Source organism: Halomonas alkalisoli (assembly GCF_021412585.1).
In the GTDB taxonomy this organism is placed as follows: domain Bacteria; phylum Pseudomonadota; class Gammaproteobacteria; order Pseudomonadales; family Halomonadaceae; genus Halomonas; species Halomonas alkalisoli.
In genome coordinates this window covers 232,386-249,576 of the sequence record NZ_JAKCMI010000044.1, presented here as the reverse complement: position 1 = coordinate 249,576, position 17,191 = coordinate 232,386, and the positions used below count along the sequence as shown (strand labels likewise).

The window sequence follows — 17,191 nt, the reverse complement described above, 5'->3', positions numbered from 1 at the left end:
TCGACGTATCTTCTGTACTCGCTTGTCGTTAGACAGGGCGATTAGAAGTGGTAGCGAACGCCGGTCAGCCAGTAGACGCTGTCGCGGGTGGAGCGCAGATCGTCGCCAGTACCATCGTCGAACAGGGTGATGGACTGCTGATCGCTCTCGTGCACCTCGGCGAAGACGTCGAAGTTGCTGGAGATCTTGTAGTAGGCGCCAGCGGCCCAGGAGTCGCGGCTGGTGTCGCGATCTTCCGCGTTAGCCTCATCCTTCGCATCGCCCTGCAGGCTGATGTGGTAGTAGTCCAGGTTGAAGGCCCACTCATTGATGGCATAGCTCATGCCCACGCCAATCTTGTCGTTGACCTCAGCCTGGTACTCATAGCCAATGCGGCCGGAGAAGCCGGGCATGAACTCGAAGCTAGCAGTACCGCCGTAGATGTTCTCGCCGGTGCCACCAACGCTCTCGCGGTCCTGGGCGTAGCCCAGGGCCAGGCGCAGGGCGTCGACTTCATAGACCGCACCACCAGCGGTGTTGATCTTGGAGGAGTTGCTGCCCTCGGAGCCGGCCTCGTTACCGTTACCGGTGTGGTGCTTGCCCATCAGGTAGACCTGGAAGCCTTCCAGGTTCGGCGAGATATAGCCGACGGAGTCGCCGCGTGCCCGGTGGCTACCGCCGGTGAACTCGTAACCCTTGTTCAGGTAGATATCGAAAGGCGCACCAACGGTGTCCTTGTAGAAGCTGTCGAAATTACCGGCCTGGATGGTACCCAAGCTGGCGCTGCGCAGACCCAGGAAGCTGTTGCGCACCTGCTGGGCATTGCGGTTGACTTCGTCCAGCTGCGGGCGCAGCTCGAAGTTACCGAAGGCAGTCAGGTCGGAGCTGATCTGCTGGCTGCCGCGCAGGCCGAAGCGGGAGAAGACGTCGACAAATTCGGTGCCGTTGGCCTTGCGGACAACCCCTTCGTCGTCGGTAGTGGTCTCTTCACCACCACCCTGGATACCCAGGGCAATACGGCCGTAGAGGTCCAGACGGGTGCCGTCCTGGTCATAAACGGTAGCCGCCTGAGCGGCAGCAGAGACGCCCAGGGCGCCGGCAATGGCAGTCGCTAACAGTGTTTTTTTCATCGCGATAGTTCCTTTCACTAGCTTACTGTTTCGATCGTTACTGCACGGATCCGAATGACACGTGCAGGTAGCTTGCCGGGCATGGGTCCCGCCGCACTTGGCTCGGTTCCTTCTCAGGAAGTGGCCAGGGCCGGGCATGACCGCAGCGAAGCCTTGTTATAGTCCAATGCTCGCAGGTAGAACTCTATACCGGGAAATGAGGGAACGCAATAAGAAAAAACACTGTTTTCCTTCGCGACCTACCTTCACTTCGGAACCTTCTCCTGAAATTGCAGTCCGCGAGCTTCCCGCTCGTGGGCCGCAGCCGCAGGCCTGTCGAAACAGTTGCCTGGCAGCGATGAGCCCGCACATGATGCCCCGCTGATACAAGACTGGCAAGGGCAGAGCATCAACACTATTTCCGTGGCGACCTTCTGTTGCGACCTTCCTAGCGCCCCTGGCCCTGGCTGTTGTGCTTGGCCAGCAGGGCCGAGAGCTTGGCCTCCATGCGCGCTTCCGGATCAGCCCTGGAGGCCGGAGCGGAAGAGGCTGGAGTGGAAGGAGCAGGCGACGGCGGCTCCCGTGGCGTCGAGCGGGCGTCGGGGGCCTCGCCCCTGGCACTGCCGCCCTTGCTGCTGCCTCGACTGCCTTTGGCGACCTTCTCGCCACGCTGCCGGCTGGGCCCCGCGGCCTGCCCGCGCTGCCGCCGTTCGGCCTGGAGCCGTTCGAGTTTGCGATGGGCGTGTTCGGCGGCCTGGGCATCGACGCTGCCATCCGGCTGGCCGGCCAGGTCGATACGCTGTGCGCCTTCGCGCACCGCCTTCAGATAACGCGGCAGATTGACGTAGCCGGCCAGGGCGCGACGCACCAGCTTCTCGGGCCAGGGCTCCCGGGCGGCCAGATCCTGGTGGATGCCCACTTTCAACGGTCGGGTGTGGCCCTTGAAGAAGGTATCGGGGTAGCGGCGGTACCACTCGGCCAGCAGCGCCTCGGCGGAGGGCGCCTGTTCGATGGGCAGCTGGGCCTGGCGCTCGGCCGATACGTTCTTGCGCGGCTTCTCCTCGTCCCGCACGCCCTGCTCTACCGCTCTCTCTGCTTCTTTCTGTGCTTCTTTCTGTGCTTCTTTCTGTTCTGCTCGCTTTTCTTGCTCCCCCAGCCCTGGCCCGCCTTGCCATTGCCGGTCACCGCCCTGCGGCACAGCCGGCTCGCCCGGTGCCTCAGTCTCACCCTGAGACACCGGGCCGCCCTGCTCGGCTGGGTTGGCGTCGCGTGGCCGGTGCCCGATCAGCGCGGCGAGCCCCTGGGCGCGACGCGACGCTCCCGGAAACGTGGGAGCAGGCTCACCCTTGCGCAGCCGTTCGCGCAGCCGGGCGTTGTCCTCCTCCAGCTCGCGATTCTGCTCGTCGAGCTCTCGATTCTCCTCTTCAAGTTCCAGGCGAGCCGCTTCCAGCTCCCGGCGTGCCGCCTCGAGCTCGGCCACCCGGTCCTGCAGCTCGCGGATTCGCTCGCGAGAGCCGTGCAGCTCGCCGAGGACGGTGTCGGCGCAGACTTCCAGGTCATTCAGCAGGCGGAGTGAACGCTCATCGATCAAACCGGTATCCTCCAGGCAAGCTCTGACAGGCAATCTACAGGGAACTCTCTACAAGCCACAGGCTACGGGCAACTCTCTAGAGAATGTCTCTGGTAGACAGCAGAGGCTAATGGCAAGGCCTCCAGCAAGTTTGTGCCAGAAGCCGGGCGCTGACAAATGTCGCCGGCTGGCGACCCTCGTCAGCGGCGGCGGTACTCCACGAAACTGTAGTCGGGCTGGCCATCGGCCGGCTGACCGGGCACCCGCTGCACCTCCTCCCACTGCTGGCTGTCCAGTTCGGGAAAACGGGCGTCGCCCTCGACCTCGACATCCACCTCTGTGAGATAGAGCCGGCTGGCAAAGGGCAGCGCCTGGGCGTAGATCTCGCCGCCACCCATCACCATGATCTCCTCGCAGCCATCGATGGTCGCCTGCTGGTCGGCCAGCGCCAGAGCCGACGCCAGGTCATGGCAGACACGCACCCCATCGTGCTGGAAGGTGCTGTCGCGGGTCACCACGATATTGAGCCGCCCCGGCAGGGGTCGCCCGATCGACTCGAAGGTCTTGCGCCCCATGACCAGAGGCTTGGCCTGGGTCATGCGCTTGAAGAACCTGAGGTCCTCCGGCAGATACCAGGGCAGCTGATTCTCCACGCCGATCACCCGGTTACGGGAAAGCGCGGCGATCATCGCCACCGGCACCAGTGTCTCGTCGTTCATACCGCCACCTCGGCCTTGATATGGGGATGGGGGTCGTAGCCTTCGATGGCGATGTGCTCGAAACGGAAGTTGAACAGCTCGTCGACGCCCGGCGCCAGCACCAGCCGCGGAGCCGGGCGCGGTGTGCGCGAGAGCTGCAGTTCGGCCTGTTCCAGATGATTGCGATAGAGATGGGCGTCGCCCAGGGTGTGGACGAAGTCACCAGGCTCCAGGCCCGTGACCCGGGCGATCATCTGTGTCAGCAGCGCGTAGCTGGCAATATTGAAGGGCACCCCCAGGAAGATATCCGCACTGCGCTGATAGAGCTGGCAGGAGAGGCGCCCGTTGGCCACATGGAACTGGAACAGGCAGTGGCACGGCGGCAGCGCCATCTCGTCGACCAGTGCCGGGTTCCAGGCCGACACGATCAGCCGCCGGGACCCCGGGTTGGTGCGAATCTGGTCGAGCAGCGTGACGATCTGGTCCACATGGCCGCCTCGCGGGTCGGGCCAGCTGCGCCATTGATAGCCATAGACCGGCCCCAGATCGCCGTTCTCGTCGGCCCACTCGTCCCAGATACGCACCCCGTTCTGCCGCAGGTAGGCGATGTTAGTGTCGCCGCGCAGGAACCACAGCAGCTCGTGGATGATGGAGCGCAGATGCAGCTTCTTGGTGGTCACCAGGGGAAAGCCCCGCGACAGGTCGAAGCGCATCTGGTGGCCGAAGACCGAGCGGGTACCCACGCCGGTGCGGTCGTCCCGCTCCACGCCCTGTTCAAGCACCAGCCGCATTAGGTCCAGATAGGGTTGCTCGAGCGGGGGCTGCTCGTGTGGAGTCTGCTCGAACGCAGGCTGGGTCATGTCGTCAGGCATCGTTGGCGAACTCTGCATGGGGTTTTTGCATGGAATAGTCGATAGGCCGAGAGTCTACCTTTCTCTCCGGCTCGCGTCCTATTCCGGCCGAGTATCACTTCGTGACACCTCGTCCACCGGCTGGCGGCGCGACCAGGCGATCAGCACGATGCCGAAGGCGATCATCGGCAGCGTCAGCAGCATGCCCAGGGTGAACCAGTCGAAGGCGAGATAGCCGATATGGGCATCCGGCAGGCGGAAGAACTCAACCAGGAAACGGAAGATGCCGTAGAGCAGCAGGAAGAGACCGGAAACCAGGCCGCGACGGCGGGGACGCGCCGACACCCACCATAGCACCACGAAGAGGACCAGGCCCTCGAGGAAGGCCTCGTAGAGCGCCGTGGGGTGTCGCGGCTCCGGCCCCATGCCGGGAAACGGCATGCCCCAGGGCAGCTCGGTGACCCGCCCCGGCAGCTCTCGGTTGATGAAGTTGCCGATCCGCCCTGCCCCCAGGCCAATGGGCACCATGGGGGCAAAGAAGTCGGTGAGGGTGAAGAATGCCATCCGCTTCTTCCTGGCGAACCAGAGTGCCGCCAGCAGCACCCCGATCAGGCCACCGTGAAAGCTCATGCCCCCGTCCCAGATCCGAAACACCCAGAGCGGATCGGCCAGCCATTGGCCCATGCCGTAGAAGAGCGCATAGCCCAGGCGGCCACCGGCGACCACGCCGATGGCAGCGTAGAACAGCAGGTCGCCCACGTCGTCGCGGGTCAGCCCGACGCGCTCGGCGCGCAGGCGGCCCAGCCACCAGGCACCGACGAAGCCGATCACATACATCAGGCCATACCAGTGGACCTGAAAGGGACCCAGCGAAATAGCGACCGGATCGATATCGGGGTAGTTCACAACCGTTACCTCAAAGAAGAAGCCCTGTCTCTTTCAGCAGGGCGATGGAACGCAGCCAAGTCATATCTCCGCAGCCTGACCGGAAGCATCAGGGGTTAGCGGCCTCCCCGAAGGCATCGGGACGCCAATAGCGCAGCAGGTCGATCAGGGCCCGGGGCCCATAGGGCTTGGCCAGATAGTCGTCCATGCCCGCCTCGCGGAAGCGGCGGCGGTCCTCTTCGCTGGCATTGGCGGTAAGGGCGACCAGCACACTGCGGGAGCCCTCGGGGTCACCGGCCTCCAGCTCACGCCAGCGCCGAGCCGCCTCCAGGCCATCCATGTCCGGCATGAAGATATCCATCAGCACCAGATCGTAGGCCTGGCCATCTTGGTGCTTCAACGCTTCCTGGCCGCTGGCCACGCAGTCGACCTCAAAGCCCTGCCCTTCCAGTACCTGGCTCGCCAGCATGCGGTTGACCGGCCCGTCGTCGACGATCAGGACACGCAGCGGCAAAGCCGGGCCAGAGACGAGCAAGCCATCGGGGGCTTCCTCGTCCACGCCCTCACCGGCAAGGCTCCTCACCAGCAGCGTGACTTCGGCCATGCGCTCGCGCAGTTCGTCGAGATGGCCTGGCGCAAGGTGACCGTCTGCGCTTTTCATTCCCTCTGCCAGGTCGGTCAGCAGCGGCTCCAGTTCACGCTGCAACAGCGTCAGGTAGCGCGACTTGAGCCGGGATTCCTCCCGGGCACGCTCACGAGCGGCAACCAGCCCCCCCAACTGGGGCAGCCTGTCGTGGGGGTCATCGAACAGCAGCAGCTGGTAATCCTGGGCTTCGAAGTGCTCCACCTCCAGCTGACGCCAACTCTGCTGCGCATCGAGCACCTGCATTTCAGCGGCTTTGCCGTCACGCTCCGGCATTCTGCGCAACCGGGTTTCGGAGCCCTGCCCCTCAAGCGCCTCGGCGCGCTCCCCCAGCAGCCGCTCCATGGCCAGGTTGGCGCCAACGATACGCCCTTGATAGAGCAGCAGTGCCGGACGCGGCACGGAGAGCAGCAGGCCAGCCAGATCAGGCGCCTGGCACAGACGAGCATGCAGCTGGGCCACGCTTGCCTGAAGCTTTTCCAGGCGCGTGGCAGGAGAGTCCTGCTCGGACACGGACAACACCGGGGGGGCAAGCCAGCTGGGCAATATCTGATCGGCCTCGAGCAGCAGCCGCTCTACACGTTTCAGCCCGTCTTCCATCTGCGCGTCACACTCCCGCAGCCGGTGACGCAGCTGCAGCAGGAAGGCCGCCGTGGTCAGCGTGGTGCCGACCAACAGGGTCAACAGCAGCCAGCCGGATGCCGCCCAGGAGGTGGGGTCGGGCGTGGCCAGCCAGAGAAAGAGTCCAACCGCCAGGCAGAGCAGCACCAACAGCAACTGAGCCAGCAGCAGTGGCCAGAGCAGCGGCCAGACAAGATGCGACCAGAGGCGATCCTTGTGAATAGCGGGGGGCATTCTTATCCCTGTGATAACACGTCGATTACTAAAGTGTACGCCCCTCGGGTACAGCTGTCATGACGGCACAGAACGACCGTTCTCACAGAACAACCAGGCCACTAGCGGGCAAGCACCACGTTCTCCTCGCTCTCTCCCTGAAGGATGCCGCCGGGACCGAAGCGGCGCTCTCCCATACGAATGGCGGCGCGCTCGGCATCCCACTCCAGCCAGCTCATGGCACGGGTACCGTACTGCTCACCAATGATGAAGGGGGCCGAGAGCATACGCTCGAGCTCCAGGCTGATGCCGGTATCGGGCAGCTGGTCGTCCTCGGCCCGACCCGCATCGGCCAGAGCTGCCAGGGCGTCGTCGGGCCAGTGACCGCGGCGTAGCGCCTCGACCACCCCTTGGCGTGCCTTGATCAGCTTCGGCCAGGCGGTGTTCAACCCTGCGTTGGAGAGCCCATGGACGCCGGGTGTGACGACGTCGAGCACAAGGCGATCACGCCCCCGGTGCAGGTGCCAGAGCCGGCCCACCTCGCCGGCCAACAGATTGAAGCCGGCATAGCGCCAGCCATCGCCGTCGGCGAGTTTCCTCAGCCAGTCGGCAAGATCGGCGCACTCCAGCGCCTCGCGGACCAGCTGGCCACGGCTGGGGGCGTCGGCGGTAACCTTGAGCTCGGGATCACGCACGTTGGTGACGGCGGCGAAGCGACCGCGTCGATGAACCGCCAGCCAGCTCCCGCCAGCCTCCAGGTCGCGACCGCCGATGATATCGGGGGTCTCCTGCCAGGGCCCCAGGGGGGCCGAAGGACGCTGATGGAACTCGTCGCGGTTGGCAACCAGCCGCAGCGGAAAGCGGCTGTCCGGACGATAGTCAAAGGCAATCAGGCACATGTGGCGCTTTCAGTCCCGTGGCGGCAGCAGGTGAGCCAGCTGCCATTCGCTGAGCCGAGAAAAGAGATGGCTACGCACCGCTCCGGGCGTGTTCAGGGCCAGGGTCTCCTGCACCAGGGCCTGTGCCGCTGTCAGTGAAACCCGGCGAATGGCGGCGCGTACGCGGGGCAGGCTTGGCGCATTCATGGACAGCGCATCGAACCCCATCCCCATCAACAGCAGTGCACCCGCCGGATCACCGGCCAGCTCGCCGCACACCGAAATTGGCTTTTTCAGCCTGGCCGACTCCTCCGCCAGCCGGGACATGGCCGAGAGCACCGCCGGATGGCAGGCATCGTAGAGATCGGCAACCCTGGGGTTGTTGCGATCCACTGCCAGCAGGTATTGGGTCAGGTCGTTGCTTCCCACCGAGAAGAAATCGGCTCGCTCGGCCAGGGCATCGAGCTGGTAGAGCGTCGCCGGCACTTCCAGCATGACGCCGACCAGCGGACGCTTCGCCACCACACCCTCCTCGCCCAGCTCGCGAATGGCCCGGTCCAGCAGCTTCAGGGCGTCGTCGACCTCGTCGACATTGGTCACCATCGGCAGCAGTACCTGCAGGTTATCCAGGCCGCAGGAGGCACGCAGCATCGCACGCAGCTGCACCATCAGGACTTCCGGGTGATCCAGCGTGACCCGAATGCCGCGCCAGCCGAGGAAGGGGTTGGCCTCCTCGATGGGGAAGTAGGGCAGGTCCTTGTCGCCGCCGATGTCCAGGGTGCGCATGACCACCGGCAGAGGCGAGAAGCTTTCCAACTGGTCGCGGTAGAGCCGAGCCTGCTCCTGCTCGCCGGGAAAGCGCTCGGCAATCATGAACGGCACTTCGGTGCGATACAGGCCGACACCGCTGATCCGCTTCTTCAGCGATACGGCCATATCGATGGCCAGCCCGGTATTGACCATCAGCGGCATGACATGGCCGTCGGGGGTTTCGCTGGGCAGGTCCTGCTCATGCTCCAGCACCTCGGTCAGCGCCTCTTCCTCGGCGATCAGGCTGCGGTAGCGACCCTCCAGTTCTTCCGACGGGCGCACGAAGAGCCGCCCCCGGTGACCGTCCAGCACTACCCTGGCGCCGGAGAGCCGCGGCAAGGGCAGGTCGACCATGCCGAGCACGGTGGGAATGCCCATGGCCCGGGCGATGATGGCCACGTGGGAGGTACTGGAGCCGCGCACGGAAACCAGCCCGGCGAGACGTTCCCGCGGCACCTCGCCCAGGGTGGCGACGCTGATTTCGTCGCCCACCAGGATGGTGCTTTCGGGAAAGACATCGGGGACCTGAGGAGTCTCTTCCTGGAGGTGGGCCAGCACACGGCGCCCCAGGTCGCGCACATCGGCGGCGCGCTCCCTGAGATAGTCGTCGTCGACCCGCTCGAGATACTGCACATGGCGGCGCACCACATCGGCCAACGCCCCCGGTGCCCACTGCCCCTCGCGGATGCGCTTCTCGACCTCCTGGGAGAGCGCCGCCTCGCTGAGCATCTGCTGATAGACCTCGAACAGCGCCAGCTCCTGGGCGGAAATCCGGTTGGCCAGGCGCTCCCCGGCGGCCTTGATCTCTTCGCGGACGCGGCCGATGGCCACGCGAAGGCGGCTTATCTCGTGCTCGACGTCGGTCGGCACCAGATCCGGCACGCTGTTCAGGTCCGCCGGCGGGGCGATGACCACGATCTCGCCGATAGCCATGCCTGGCGATGCGGCAACCCCGGTGAACAGCGCCTGCCCGCCCGGCAGGCTCGGCCGGGTCAGGCTGCCGGTGGCCAGGGCATGGGCCAGCACGCCGGCCAGCTGCGCCCCCATGGTAATGAGGAAGGCTTCGTCTTCCTCGTCATAGCGGCGCTTTTCGCTCTGCTGTACCACCAGTACGCCCAGCATGCGGCGCTGATGGATGATCGGCACCCCGAGGAAACTCGAATAGCGCTCCTCGCCGGTCGCTTCGAAGTAGCGGAAGCGGGGGTGAGCCGGCGCATCCTCGAGATTGAGCGGCTCCTCCCGCTCCGCCACCAGCCCTACCAGGCCTTCCCCGACACGCAGACTGACCCGCCCCACGGCGCGGCTGTGGAGACCGATGGTCTCCATCAACACCAGCTCCTCGATCTCGGGGTCGAAGAGGTAGAAGGAGCACACATCGGTGTGCATGGCCTTGCGGATACGACGCACCATGGTGGCCAGGGCTGCATCCAGATTGCGCGCCCCGTTCACCTCCTGGATGACCCGTCGCAGAACCTCGAGCATCGGCGTCTTGCTTTCCATTGTTCTCATCTCCCGCCTAGCTGAGGAAATCGATGCGAAAAAGTGCCATCGACACCATCGAAGCGATCTGGCCCATCCCGGCCATGCCGCCGTCTGTGCATCAGCGCCCCTCCAGCGCCAACCGCTGAGCCCGAGGCGACAACTCTCTCAAGGCGCGACGGTAGACCTCACGCTTGAAGGGTACTACCTGGCCCAGCGGATACCAGTAACTGACCCAGCGCCAGCCATCGAATTCGGGCTTCTCCGAGCGATCCATGCAAATACGATTTTCCTGGCAGCGTATCCGCAGCAGGAACCATTTCTGCTTCTGGCCGATACAGACCGGCCTGGAATGCATGCGAACCATGCGTCGCGGCAGGCGATAGCGCAACCATCCCCGGGTACAGGCAAGCAATTCGACGTCATCGGCAGTCAGGCCGATTTCCTCTTCCAGCTCGCGATAGAGGGCCTGTTGCGGTGTTTCGGTTGACTTGATGCCTCCCTGGGGAAACTGCCACGCATTCTGTCCCACCCGACGCGCCCAAAGCAGCTGCCCTTGGCCGTTGGCGATGATGATGCCAACGTTGGGGCGAAAGCCGTCAGCGTCGATCACGGACGTCACCTTGTGAATTCATCATTGACAGCCATTCTTCCACAATGCCGTGAAGTGCATCAATACAACAAAGTGGCAGCCCCTGCCGCGACCGGCACACAGGAAGAGGAAAGCAGCGCCGCCCGTGGCTTAGCACCGGCGTCCGATGTCTGACATAATCCCGGACTTTTACAAAATGCAGCCGTTATCTGACGCTGCGTTTCATTCAGCCATGCATTCAACAATCGAAAGAGGTAAGCCGTGAGTCTGGCCATCTTCGACCTGGACAACACCCTGCTGTCCATCGACAGCGACCACGCCTGGGGCGAGTTCCTGCTGGAACAGGGCGCCGTGGACCCACAGGCCTACCGGGAAGCCAATGACCGCTTCATGGCCGACTACGATGCCGGCACGCTGGATATCCATGCGTTTCTCGCCGTGGCACTGCAACCCCTGGTCGACAATACCCCCGAACAGCTGGCCGCCTGGCACCAGCAGTTCATGGCCAGCAAGATCGAACCCCACATCCTGGCCAAGGGCGAGGAGCTGGTCGCCCGGCATCGCACCCGGGGCGACACCCTGCTGATCGTCACCGCCACCAACCGCTTCATCACCGGCCCTATTGCCGAACGCCTGGGCATCGACCATCTGATCGCCGTGGAACCGGAAGTGGTCGACGGCCGTTATACCGGCAAGGTGAGCGGCACGCCCAGCTATAGAGAAGGCAAGGTGAAACGACTGGAGGAGTGGCTGGCCGACAAGGACCTGACCCTGGACGGCTCCTGGTTCTACAGCGACTCTCACAACGACCTGCCGCTACTGGAGCTTGTCGACCACCCGGTTGCCGTCGACCCGGACGACACCCTGCGTGAAGTGGCCGAGCAGAAAGGCTGGCGGATCATCAGCCTGCGGGATTGACGTTCGCTCGCATTGACGGTGGCCTTCACCGGGGCGCCTACCGGCGCCAGTCGCGATGGGGACCAGCGCTCCAACAGCGACTCTTTCCACCGACGGTGCTACACCGCTGTTGGAGGAAGCTTCAGCTCACGACTGGAGGCCGAAGGCCTCCCGGCGGTGCCACCCTGCGCCGGCGATAGCCACTGACGTTGCGGCCTCCGCCGAGGCGCCTGCCGGCACCAGTCGCGATGCGGAGTCGGAGCGCCGAACCGAGCGCTCCAACAGCTGTTTTTCCTGTCACGACACCAATAAAAAACGCCCCGACGAGGCGTCTCGTCGGGGCGTTGTCGTGCGGCGATCTAAGCGATCAGCCCAGCAGGTGCTCGACGGCGGCGCGCTCTTCACGCAGCTCGTCTTCGGTGGCCTTCATGCGGCCCCGGCTGAAGTCGTCGACCTCGAGACCCTGGACGATCTCGTAGTCGCCGTTCTGGCAGCGCACCGGGTAGGAGTAGATGATGCCCTTCTCGATGCCGTAGCTGCCATCGGAAGGAATCGCCATGCTCACCACGCCATCGGTGCCCAGCGCCCAGTCGCGCATGTGGTCGATGGCGGAGGAGGCGGCAGAAGCGGCGGAAGAGGCACCGCGCGCCTTGATGATCGCCGCGCCGCGCTGCTGCACGTCGGGGATAAAGGTGTTCTCGTACCAGTCGCGCTCGACCAGGTCGAAAGCGGCCTTGCCGTCCACCTTGCAGTGGGCCAGGTCCGGGTACTGGGTTGCGCTGTGGTTGCCCCAGATGATCATGTTCTCGACATCGGTGACGCGCTTGCCGGTCTTCTGGGCCAGCTGGGTCAGGGCCCGGTTGTGGTCCAGGCGCGTCATGGCGGTAAACTGACGCGGGCTGAGGTCCGGCGCGTTGCAGGAGGCGATCAGGGCGTTGGTGTTGGCGGGGTTGCCCACCACCAGGACGCGGACGTCGCGGCTGGCGTTGTCGTTCAGCGCCTTGCCCTGCACGGAGAAGATAGCGGCGTTGGCTTCGAGCAGATCCTTGCGCTCCATGCCGGGGCCGCGCGGGCGAGCACCGACCAGCAGAGCGAAGTCGGCATCCTTGAATGCGACATTGGGATCGTCGGTGGCGACGATGTCCTGCACCAGCGGGAAGGCACAATCGTTCACTTCCATGACCACGCCGTTCAGGGCATCCATGGCCGGCGTGATCTCGAGCAACTGGAGAATGACGGGCTGATCCGGGCCCAGCATGTCGCCAGCCGCGATACGGAAGATAAGGGAGTAGCTGATCTGGCCAGCACCGCCGGTAATGGCAATACGTACGGGATCTTTCATCATTGCTCCTTCGGATTGGTCGCCGTGAGGATGAGCCGGGCGACATGACAGCCACCCTGGCTCGGATTCGGAACGCGGTGAATGTTATGCCTGCAGTGCACAAAACTCAATCCGACCTCCGGCTAGGCGATCGGCTGGCCGTCTCGTACATGATAGCCAACCGTTTCGCTGCGGAAGGCTTTCATTTCGATGAATGATTGCGAAAAATAGGCACCTTAAGGGATATCTCCCGACTCTATAACGAAACAGATTGAATGAAATTGGCCCAAAGCCCGGTTCTTGCAGTAGATTGAGCGATTCATCGCCCCCTGTACCTGGCCGCACCGGCCCGCGCTCGCCGGTCACGTCAAACCATGGAAGGTCGCATGCCCAGACGTCCTCCGCTTTCCTACCTGCTGGCCGCCGCCCTGCTGCTGGTGCTCTTGCTATGGTTGGCATTCGGCGACATGCAGCGCTTCCAGACGTCGGCGCCACCGGCCGATCCGGCTCGGGAAGCGGCACCGACCCGCGTCGAGTACCGGCTCAGCCAGGCCGCACCCCATGCACCGCGCCTGGTCGCCCAGGGCCAGCTGGTAGCCGCCCGGGAGGTGGAACTCCGCAGCCGCCAGGCCGGGCGGGTCTCGGAACTGCCGATCTCCCTGGGAAGCAGGGTGGAAGCGGGCGAGCCCCTGCTGGTCCTGTCGACCGATGCCCTGGAGGCACAGCTGGCCAGGGCCGAAGACCAGCTCACCCTTGCCCGTGCCGAATTGAGCGGTGCCGAGGACCTGCGTCGGCGCGAACTGATCTCCCGGCCCGAGTACCTGCGCCTGCAGAGCAGCGTCAGCATGGCCGCCGCCGATGTCGCCGAACTGCGCCATACCCTGGATGAAACGCGCCCCGTCGCCCCCTTTGATGGCATTCTCGACCGCCTGGACGTGGAGCTTGGCGACGTACTGCAGGTCGGCGAGGCCTACGGCCGGCTGATCGACGACCGCCGGCTCACCGCCAGCGCCTGGGTCTCCCAGCGGGACGCCCTGACCCTCGAACCCGGCCTGCCCGTGGAGGTGCGGCTGCTGGATGGCACCACGCTCCCCGGCGAACTGGCCCATGTGGCCAGCCGAGCCGACGATGCCACCCGTTCCTACTACATCGAGGCAACCCTCGACAATCCGGAGCGCCGTCGGGTCGCCGGCGCCAGCGCCAGCCTGACCATCACCCTCCCAGAGCGCGACGTGCACCGCTTCTCCCCCGCTCTGCTGGAGCTGGACGAGGAGGGTCGGCTGCGCGTAAAGCACCTGGATGATGACGACAGGGTCGTGATCTCCCGTGTCAGCCTGGTGGAGACCGACACCCGGGAGGTGCGCGTCACCGGCCTGCCCGAGACGGTGCGCCTGATCACCCTCGGGGGCGGATTCGTCGCGGAGGGTGAAGGTGTCACGGCGGTGGCTCTCGAGCAGGACGAGGCGGCACGGGAGACGCCCTGACCATGCGTACCCTGATCGAAGCCGCGCTGGAGCGGTCGCGCACCACCCTGCTGATACTGGCCTCGCTGCTGCTGGCCGGTTTCGCCGCCTGGCAGGTAGTGCCCAAGGAAGCCAATCCGGACATCGCGATTCCCATCATCTACGTCTCGCTCTCGCTTGAGGGCGTCAGCCCGGAGGACGGTGAGCGGCTGCTGGTTCGTCCCATGGAGCAGGAGCTGCGCACCATCGAGGGGGTCAGCAAGATGACCGCCCAGTCCAGCGAAGGCCACGCCGCCGTGACCCTGGAGTTCGATGCCGGCTTCGACCCACGCCAGGCGCTGGCCGACGTCCGCGAGAAGGTCGATATCGCCAGCGCCGAACTCCCCGAGGAGGCCGATGAACCCCGGGTCTTCGAGGTCAACGTGGGGCTCTTCCCGGTACTGACCCTGGGCATGTCCGGCCCCCTGGAAGAAGCCCAGCGCCTCGCCATCGCCCGTCGCCTGCAGGATGCCATGGAGGGCATCCCCGAGGTTCTCGAGGTGGATATCGGCGGCGAGCGCGAGGAGATGCTGGAGATCGTGCTCGACCCCCTGGTGCTCGATAGCTACGGCGTCGACTTCGATGACCTCTTCAGCCTGATCAGCCGCAACAACCGCCTGGTGGCCGCAGGCAGCCTGGACACCGGCGCCGGTCGCGCCCCGATCAAGGTGCCGGGGGTGATCGCATCGCTGGAGGACGTCATGGGGATGCCGGTCAAGGTCGACGGCGACCGGGTCGTGACCTTCGCCGATGTCGCCTGGATCCATCCCTCCTTCAAGGATCCCGACGGGTTCGCCCGTATCGACGACGAGCCCGCCCTGGTGCTGGAAATCTCCAAGCGCGCCGGGGCCAACCTGATCGCCACCATCGCCAGCGTCCGCCAGGTACTGGCTGACGCCGCACCGCTGCTGCCCGATGAGCTCAGCATCACCACCATCATGGACCAGTCCGATACCGTCGAGCAGATGCTTTCGGAGCTGCTCAACAACGTCTTGACCGCCGTGGTCCTGGTGCTGGTCGTGATACTGGCCGCCATGGGGCTGCGCTCGGCGCTGATGGTGGGGCTGACCATTCCCGGCGCCTTCCTCACCGGCATCCTGCTGATCTGGGCGATCGGCTACACCCTCAACATCGTGGTGCTGTTCGCCCTGATCCTGGTCGCCGGCATGCTGGTAGACGGCGCCATCGTGGTCAGCGAGCTGGCCGACCGCAACCTGCGCGAGGGTCAGCTTCCCCACGACGCCTGGGTCAACGCCGCCTCGCGCATGAGCTGGCCGGTAATTGCCGCCACCGCCACCACCCTTGCCGTCTTCATACCGCTGCTGTTCTGGCCCGGCGTGGTGGGTGAGTTCATGAAGTACCTGCCGGCCACGGTGATCCTCTGCCTGCTCGCCTCTCTCGCCATGGCGCTCATCTTCCTGCCGACCCTGGGGGGCCTGTTGAGCGCCCGCACGGCCCGGCCCATCCATGGCGACGAACTGATCACCGCCGGCGGGCGCCTCTACCGTGCCGTGCTGGCCCGCCTGCTGGCCTGGCCCGGCCTGACTCTGGTCGTCGCACTGCTGCTGATGGCGCTGATCTTCACCGGCTACGGCCGCTTCAATCACGGCGTGGAATTCTTCCCTGCCGTCGAACCCGACAGCGCCCAGGTGGTCGTGCGCTCCCGGGGCGATTTTTCCACCATCGAGAAGGATGCCATCGTGCGTCGCGTGGAGGCTCGCCTGGCCGGCATGAGCGAGGTGCAGGCGCTCTATGCCCGCTCCTACGGCGTCCCCGACGAGCAGATCGGCAACGACGTGATCGGCGTGGTGCAGTTCCAACTGATCGACTGGCAGCAGCGCCGGCCCGCCCGCTTGATCATGGACGAAATGGCCGAGCGCACCGGGGACCTGCCCGGCATAGTCCTGGAGTTTCGCCAGCAGCAGGAGGGCCCCGGCGCCGGCAAGCCCATCGTGCTCGAGATCAGCGCCGAGGAGCCCGCCGACAGCGATGCCGCCGTGGCCCACATCCGCAATGCCATGGAACGCCTGGGTGGCTTTCGCGACGTCGAGGACAATCGCAGCCTGCCCGGCATCGAGTGGCGCCTGAACGTCGACCGCGAGGCCGCCGCACGGCTGGGCACCGACGTGGCGGCCATCGGCAGCGCCGTCCAGCTCATCACCACCGGCCTGCAGGTCGCCAGCTACCGGCCGGCCCATGCCCCCGATGAAGTCGATATTCGCGTTCGCCTGCCACAGGCATCACGCACCCTGGACCAGCTCGACCGACTGACGCTGAATACCCTGCGCGGCCAGATACCCGTCTCGCACTTCGCCAGCCTGGAGCCCGCCCCCAAGGTGGGCACCCTGCACCGCATCGATGGACGCAGGGCGGTTACCCTGGAAGCGGACGTGGCGGACGGCTATCAGCCCGACGAGCGGCTGCGGGCACTGATGGAGTCGGTAGACCCCTCCGCGCTCCCCGACGGCGTCCAGGTCAACGTGGCCGGCGAGCAGGAGGAGCAGGAGGAGGCCAGCCGCTTCCTGATCACCGCCTTCCTGGTGGCGATCGGCCTGATGGCACTGATTCTCGTGACCCAGTTCAACAGCCTCTACCAGGCTGTGCTGGTCCTGTCGGCCATCGTGTTCTCGACGGCCGGTGTGCTGATGGGCCTGCTGATCAACGGCCAGCCCTTCGGCATCGTCATGGTGGGAATGGGGATCATCGCCCTGGCGGGCATCGTGGTGAACAACAATATCGTGCTGATCGACACCTACAATCAGCTGCGCCGGGAGGGCCTTGGCCCCGTCGAAGCGGCCCTGGAAGCGGGTGGCCTGCGCCTGCGACCGGTGTTGCTCACCGCCATCACCACGGTACTCGGGCTGATGCCCATGGTGCTGGGAATCAATGTCAACCTGTTCGCCCCCAGCCTGGGATTCGGCGCACCTTCGACCCAGTGGTGGACCCAGCTCTCCAGCGCCATCGCCGGCGGCCTGATATTCGCCACCGGGCTGACGCTGCTGCTCACCCCCTGCATGCTGGTACTCGGCCAGGGCAAACGCGTCAGGAAAACGCCCGCCACTCAAGTCGACTGATCCCGCCCCCATGGCGGCCAACCATAAAAAACGCCCTGGGCGGCCAACCGGCCCAGGGCGTTTCTGCAG

The 17,191-nt window shown here is 65.2% G+C and carries 13 protein-coding genes; 3 read left to right on the top strand and 10 right to left on the bottom strand.

Annotated features, from left to right (window positions below):
* Positions 1 to 41: 41 nt before the first annotated feature.
* The 9 genes from LY622_RS21165 to LY622_RS21125 all read right to left on the bottom strand — a co-directional run bounded on the left by LY622_RS21165 (position 42) and on the right by LY622_RS21125 (position 10,349).
* Positions 42 to 1,109: a porin gene (locus tag LY622_RS21165; RefSeq protein ID WP_234292703.1), complete on the bottom strand. Its 1,068-nt coding sequence runs from the start codon at positions 1,107 to 1,109 to the stop codon at positions 42 to 44.
* 427 nt (positions 1,110 to 1,536) lie between these two features.
* Positions 1,537 to 2,679, bottom strand: a complete 1,143-nt coding sequence (locus LY622_RS21160; RefSeq protein WP_234292702.1) for a ProQ/FINO family protein — start codon at positions 2,677 to 2,679, stop codon at positions 1,537 to 1,539.
* 179 nt (positions 2,680 to 2,858) lie between these two features.
* Positions 2,859 to 3,377, bottom strand: coding sequence for a dihydrofolate reductase (locus LY622_RS21155; protein ID WP_234292701.1), 519 nt, complete (start codon positions 3,375 to 3,377; stop codon positions 2,859 to 2,861).
* Complete coding sequence (locus LY622_RS21150) at positions 3,374 to 4,216, bottom strand: thymidylate synthase (protein ID WP_234292700.1); 843 nt, start codon at positions 4,214 to 4,216, stop codon at positions 3,374 to 3,376. The genes LY622_RS21155 and LY622_RS21150 overlap by 4 nt, the downstream gene beginning before the upstream one ends.
* A gap of 90 nt (positions 4,217 to 4,306) precedes the next feature.
* On the bottom strand, positions 4,307 to 5,113 hold the full coding sequence (gene lgt / locus LY622_RS21145) for a prolipoprotein diacylglyceryl transferase (protein ID WP_234292699.1): 807 nt from the start codon (positions 5,111 to 5,113) through the stop codon (positions 4,307 to 4,309).
* An 88-nt stretch (positions 5,114 to 5,201) separates the two neighbouring features.
* Positions 5,202 to 6,590 (bottom strand): response regulator, encoded by a 1,389-nt coding sequence (locus LY622_RS21140; RefSeq protein WP_234292698.1) that lies wholly within the window; start codon positions 6,588 to 6,590, stop codon positions 5,202 to 5,204.
* 101 nt (positions 6,591 to 6,691) lie between these two features.
* Positions 6,692 to 7,468, bottom strand: coding sequence for an NRDE family protein (locus tag LY622_RS21135; protein ID WP_234292697.1), 777 nt, complete (start codon positions 7,466 to 7,468; stop codon positions 6,692 to 6,694).
* A gap of 9 nt (positions 7,469 to 7,477) precedes the next feature.
* On the bottom strand, positions 7,478 to 9,739 hold the full coding sequence (gene ptsP / locus LY622_RS21130) for a phosphoenolpyruvate--protein phosphotransferase (protein ID WP_234292773.1): 2,262 nt from the start codon (positions 9,737 to 9,739) through the stop codon (positions 7,478 to 7,480).
* A 118-nt stretch (positions 9,740 to 9,857) separates the two neighbouring features.
* Positions 9,858 to 10,349 (bottom strand): RNA pyrophosphohydrolase, encoded by a 492-nt coding sequence (locus tag LY622_RS21125; protein ID WP_234279038.1) that lies wholly within the window; start codon positions 10,347 to 10,349, stop codon positions 9,858 to 9,860.
* A gap of 240 nt (positions 10,350 to 10,589) precedes the next feature.
* On the opposite strand from LY622_RS21125, the gene LY622_RS21120 reads away from it, so the two are divergent.
* Positions 10,590 to 11,246 (top strand): histidinol-phosphatase, encoded by a 657-nt coding sequence (locus tag LY622_RS21120; protein ID WP_234292696.1) that lies wholly within the window; start codon positions 10,590 to 10,592, stop codon positions 11,244 to 11,246.
* A 346-nt stretch (positions 11,247 to 11,592) separates the two neighbouring features.
* Here the strand turns inward: LY622_RS21120 and LY622_RS21115 are convergent, their stop codons facing one another.
* Positions 11,593 to 12,567 (bottom strand): malate dehydrogenase, encoded by a 975-nt coding sequence (locus tag LY622_RS21115; protein ID WP_234292695.1) that lies wholly within the window; start codon positions 12,565 to 12,567, stop codon positions 11,593 to 11,595.
* 365 nt (positions 12,568 to 12,932) lie between these two features.
* Here LY622_RS21115 and LY622_RS21110 point away from each other — a divergent pair, with 365 nt between their 5' ends.
* Together LY622_RS21110 and LY622_RS21105 are read left to right on the top strand one after the other, a co-directional pair.
* Positions 12,933 to 14,030 (top strand): efflux RND transporter periplasmic adaptor subunit, encoded by a 1,098-nt coding sequence (locus LY622_RS21110; protein ID WP_234292694.1) that lies wholly within the window; start codon positions 12,933 to 12,935, stop codon positions 14,028 to 14,030.
* Between the two features lie 2 nt (positions 14,031 to 14,032).
* A complete protein-coding gene (locus LY622_RS21105) occupies positions 14,033 to 17,122 on the top strand; it encodes an efflux RND transporter permease subunit (RefSeq protein ID WP_234292693.1) in 3,090 nt (1,029 codons plus the stop codon).
* Positions 17,123 to 17,191: the final 69 nt, after the last annotated feature.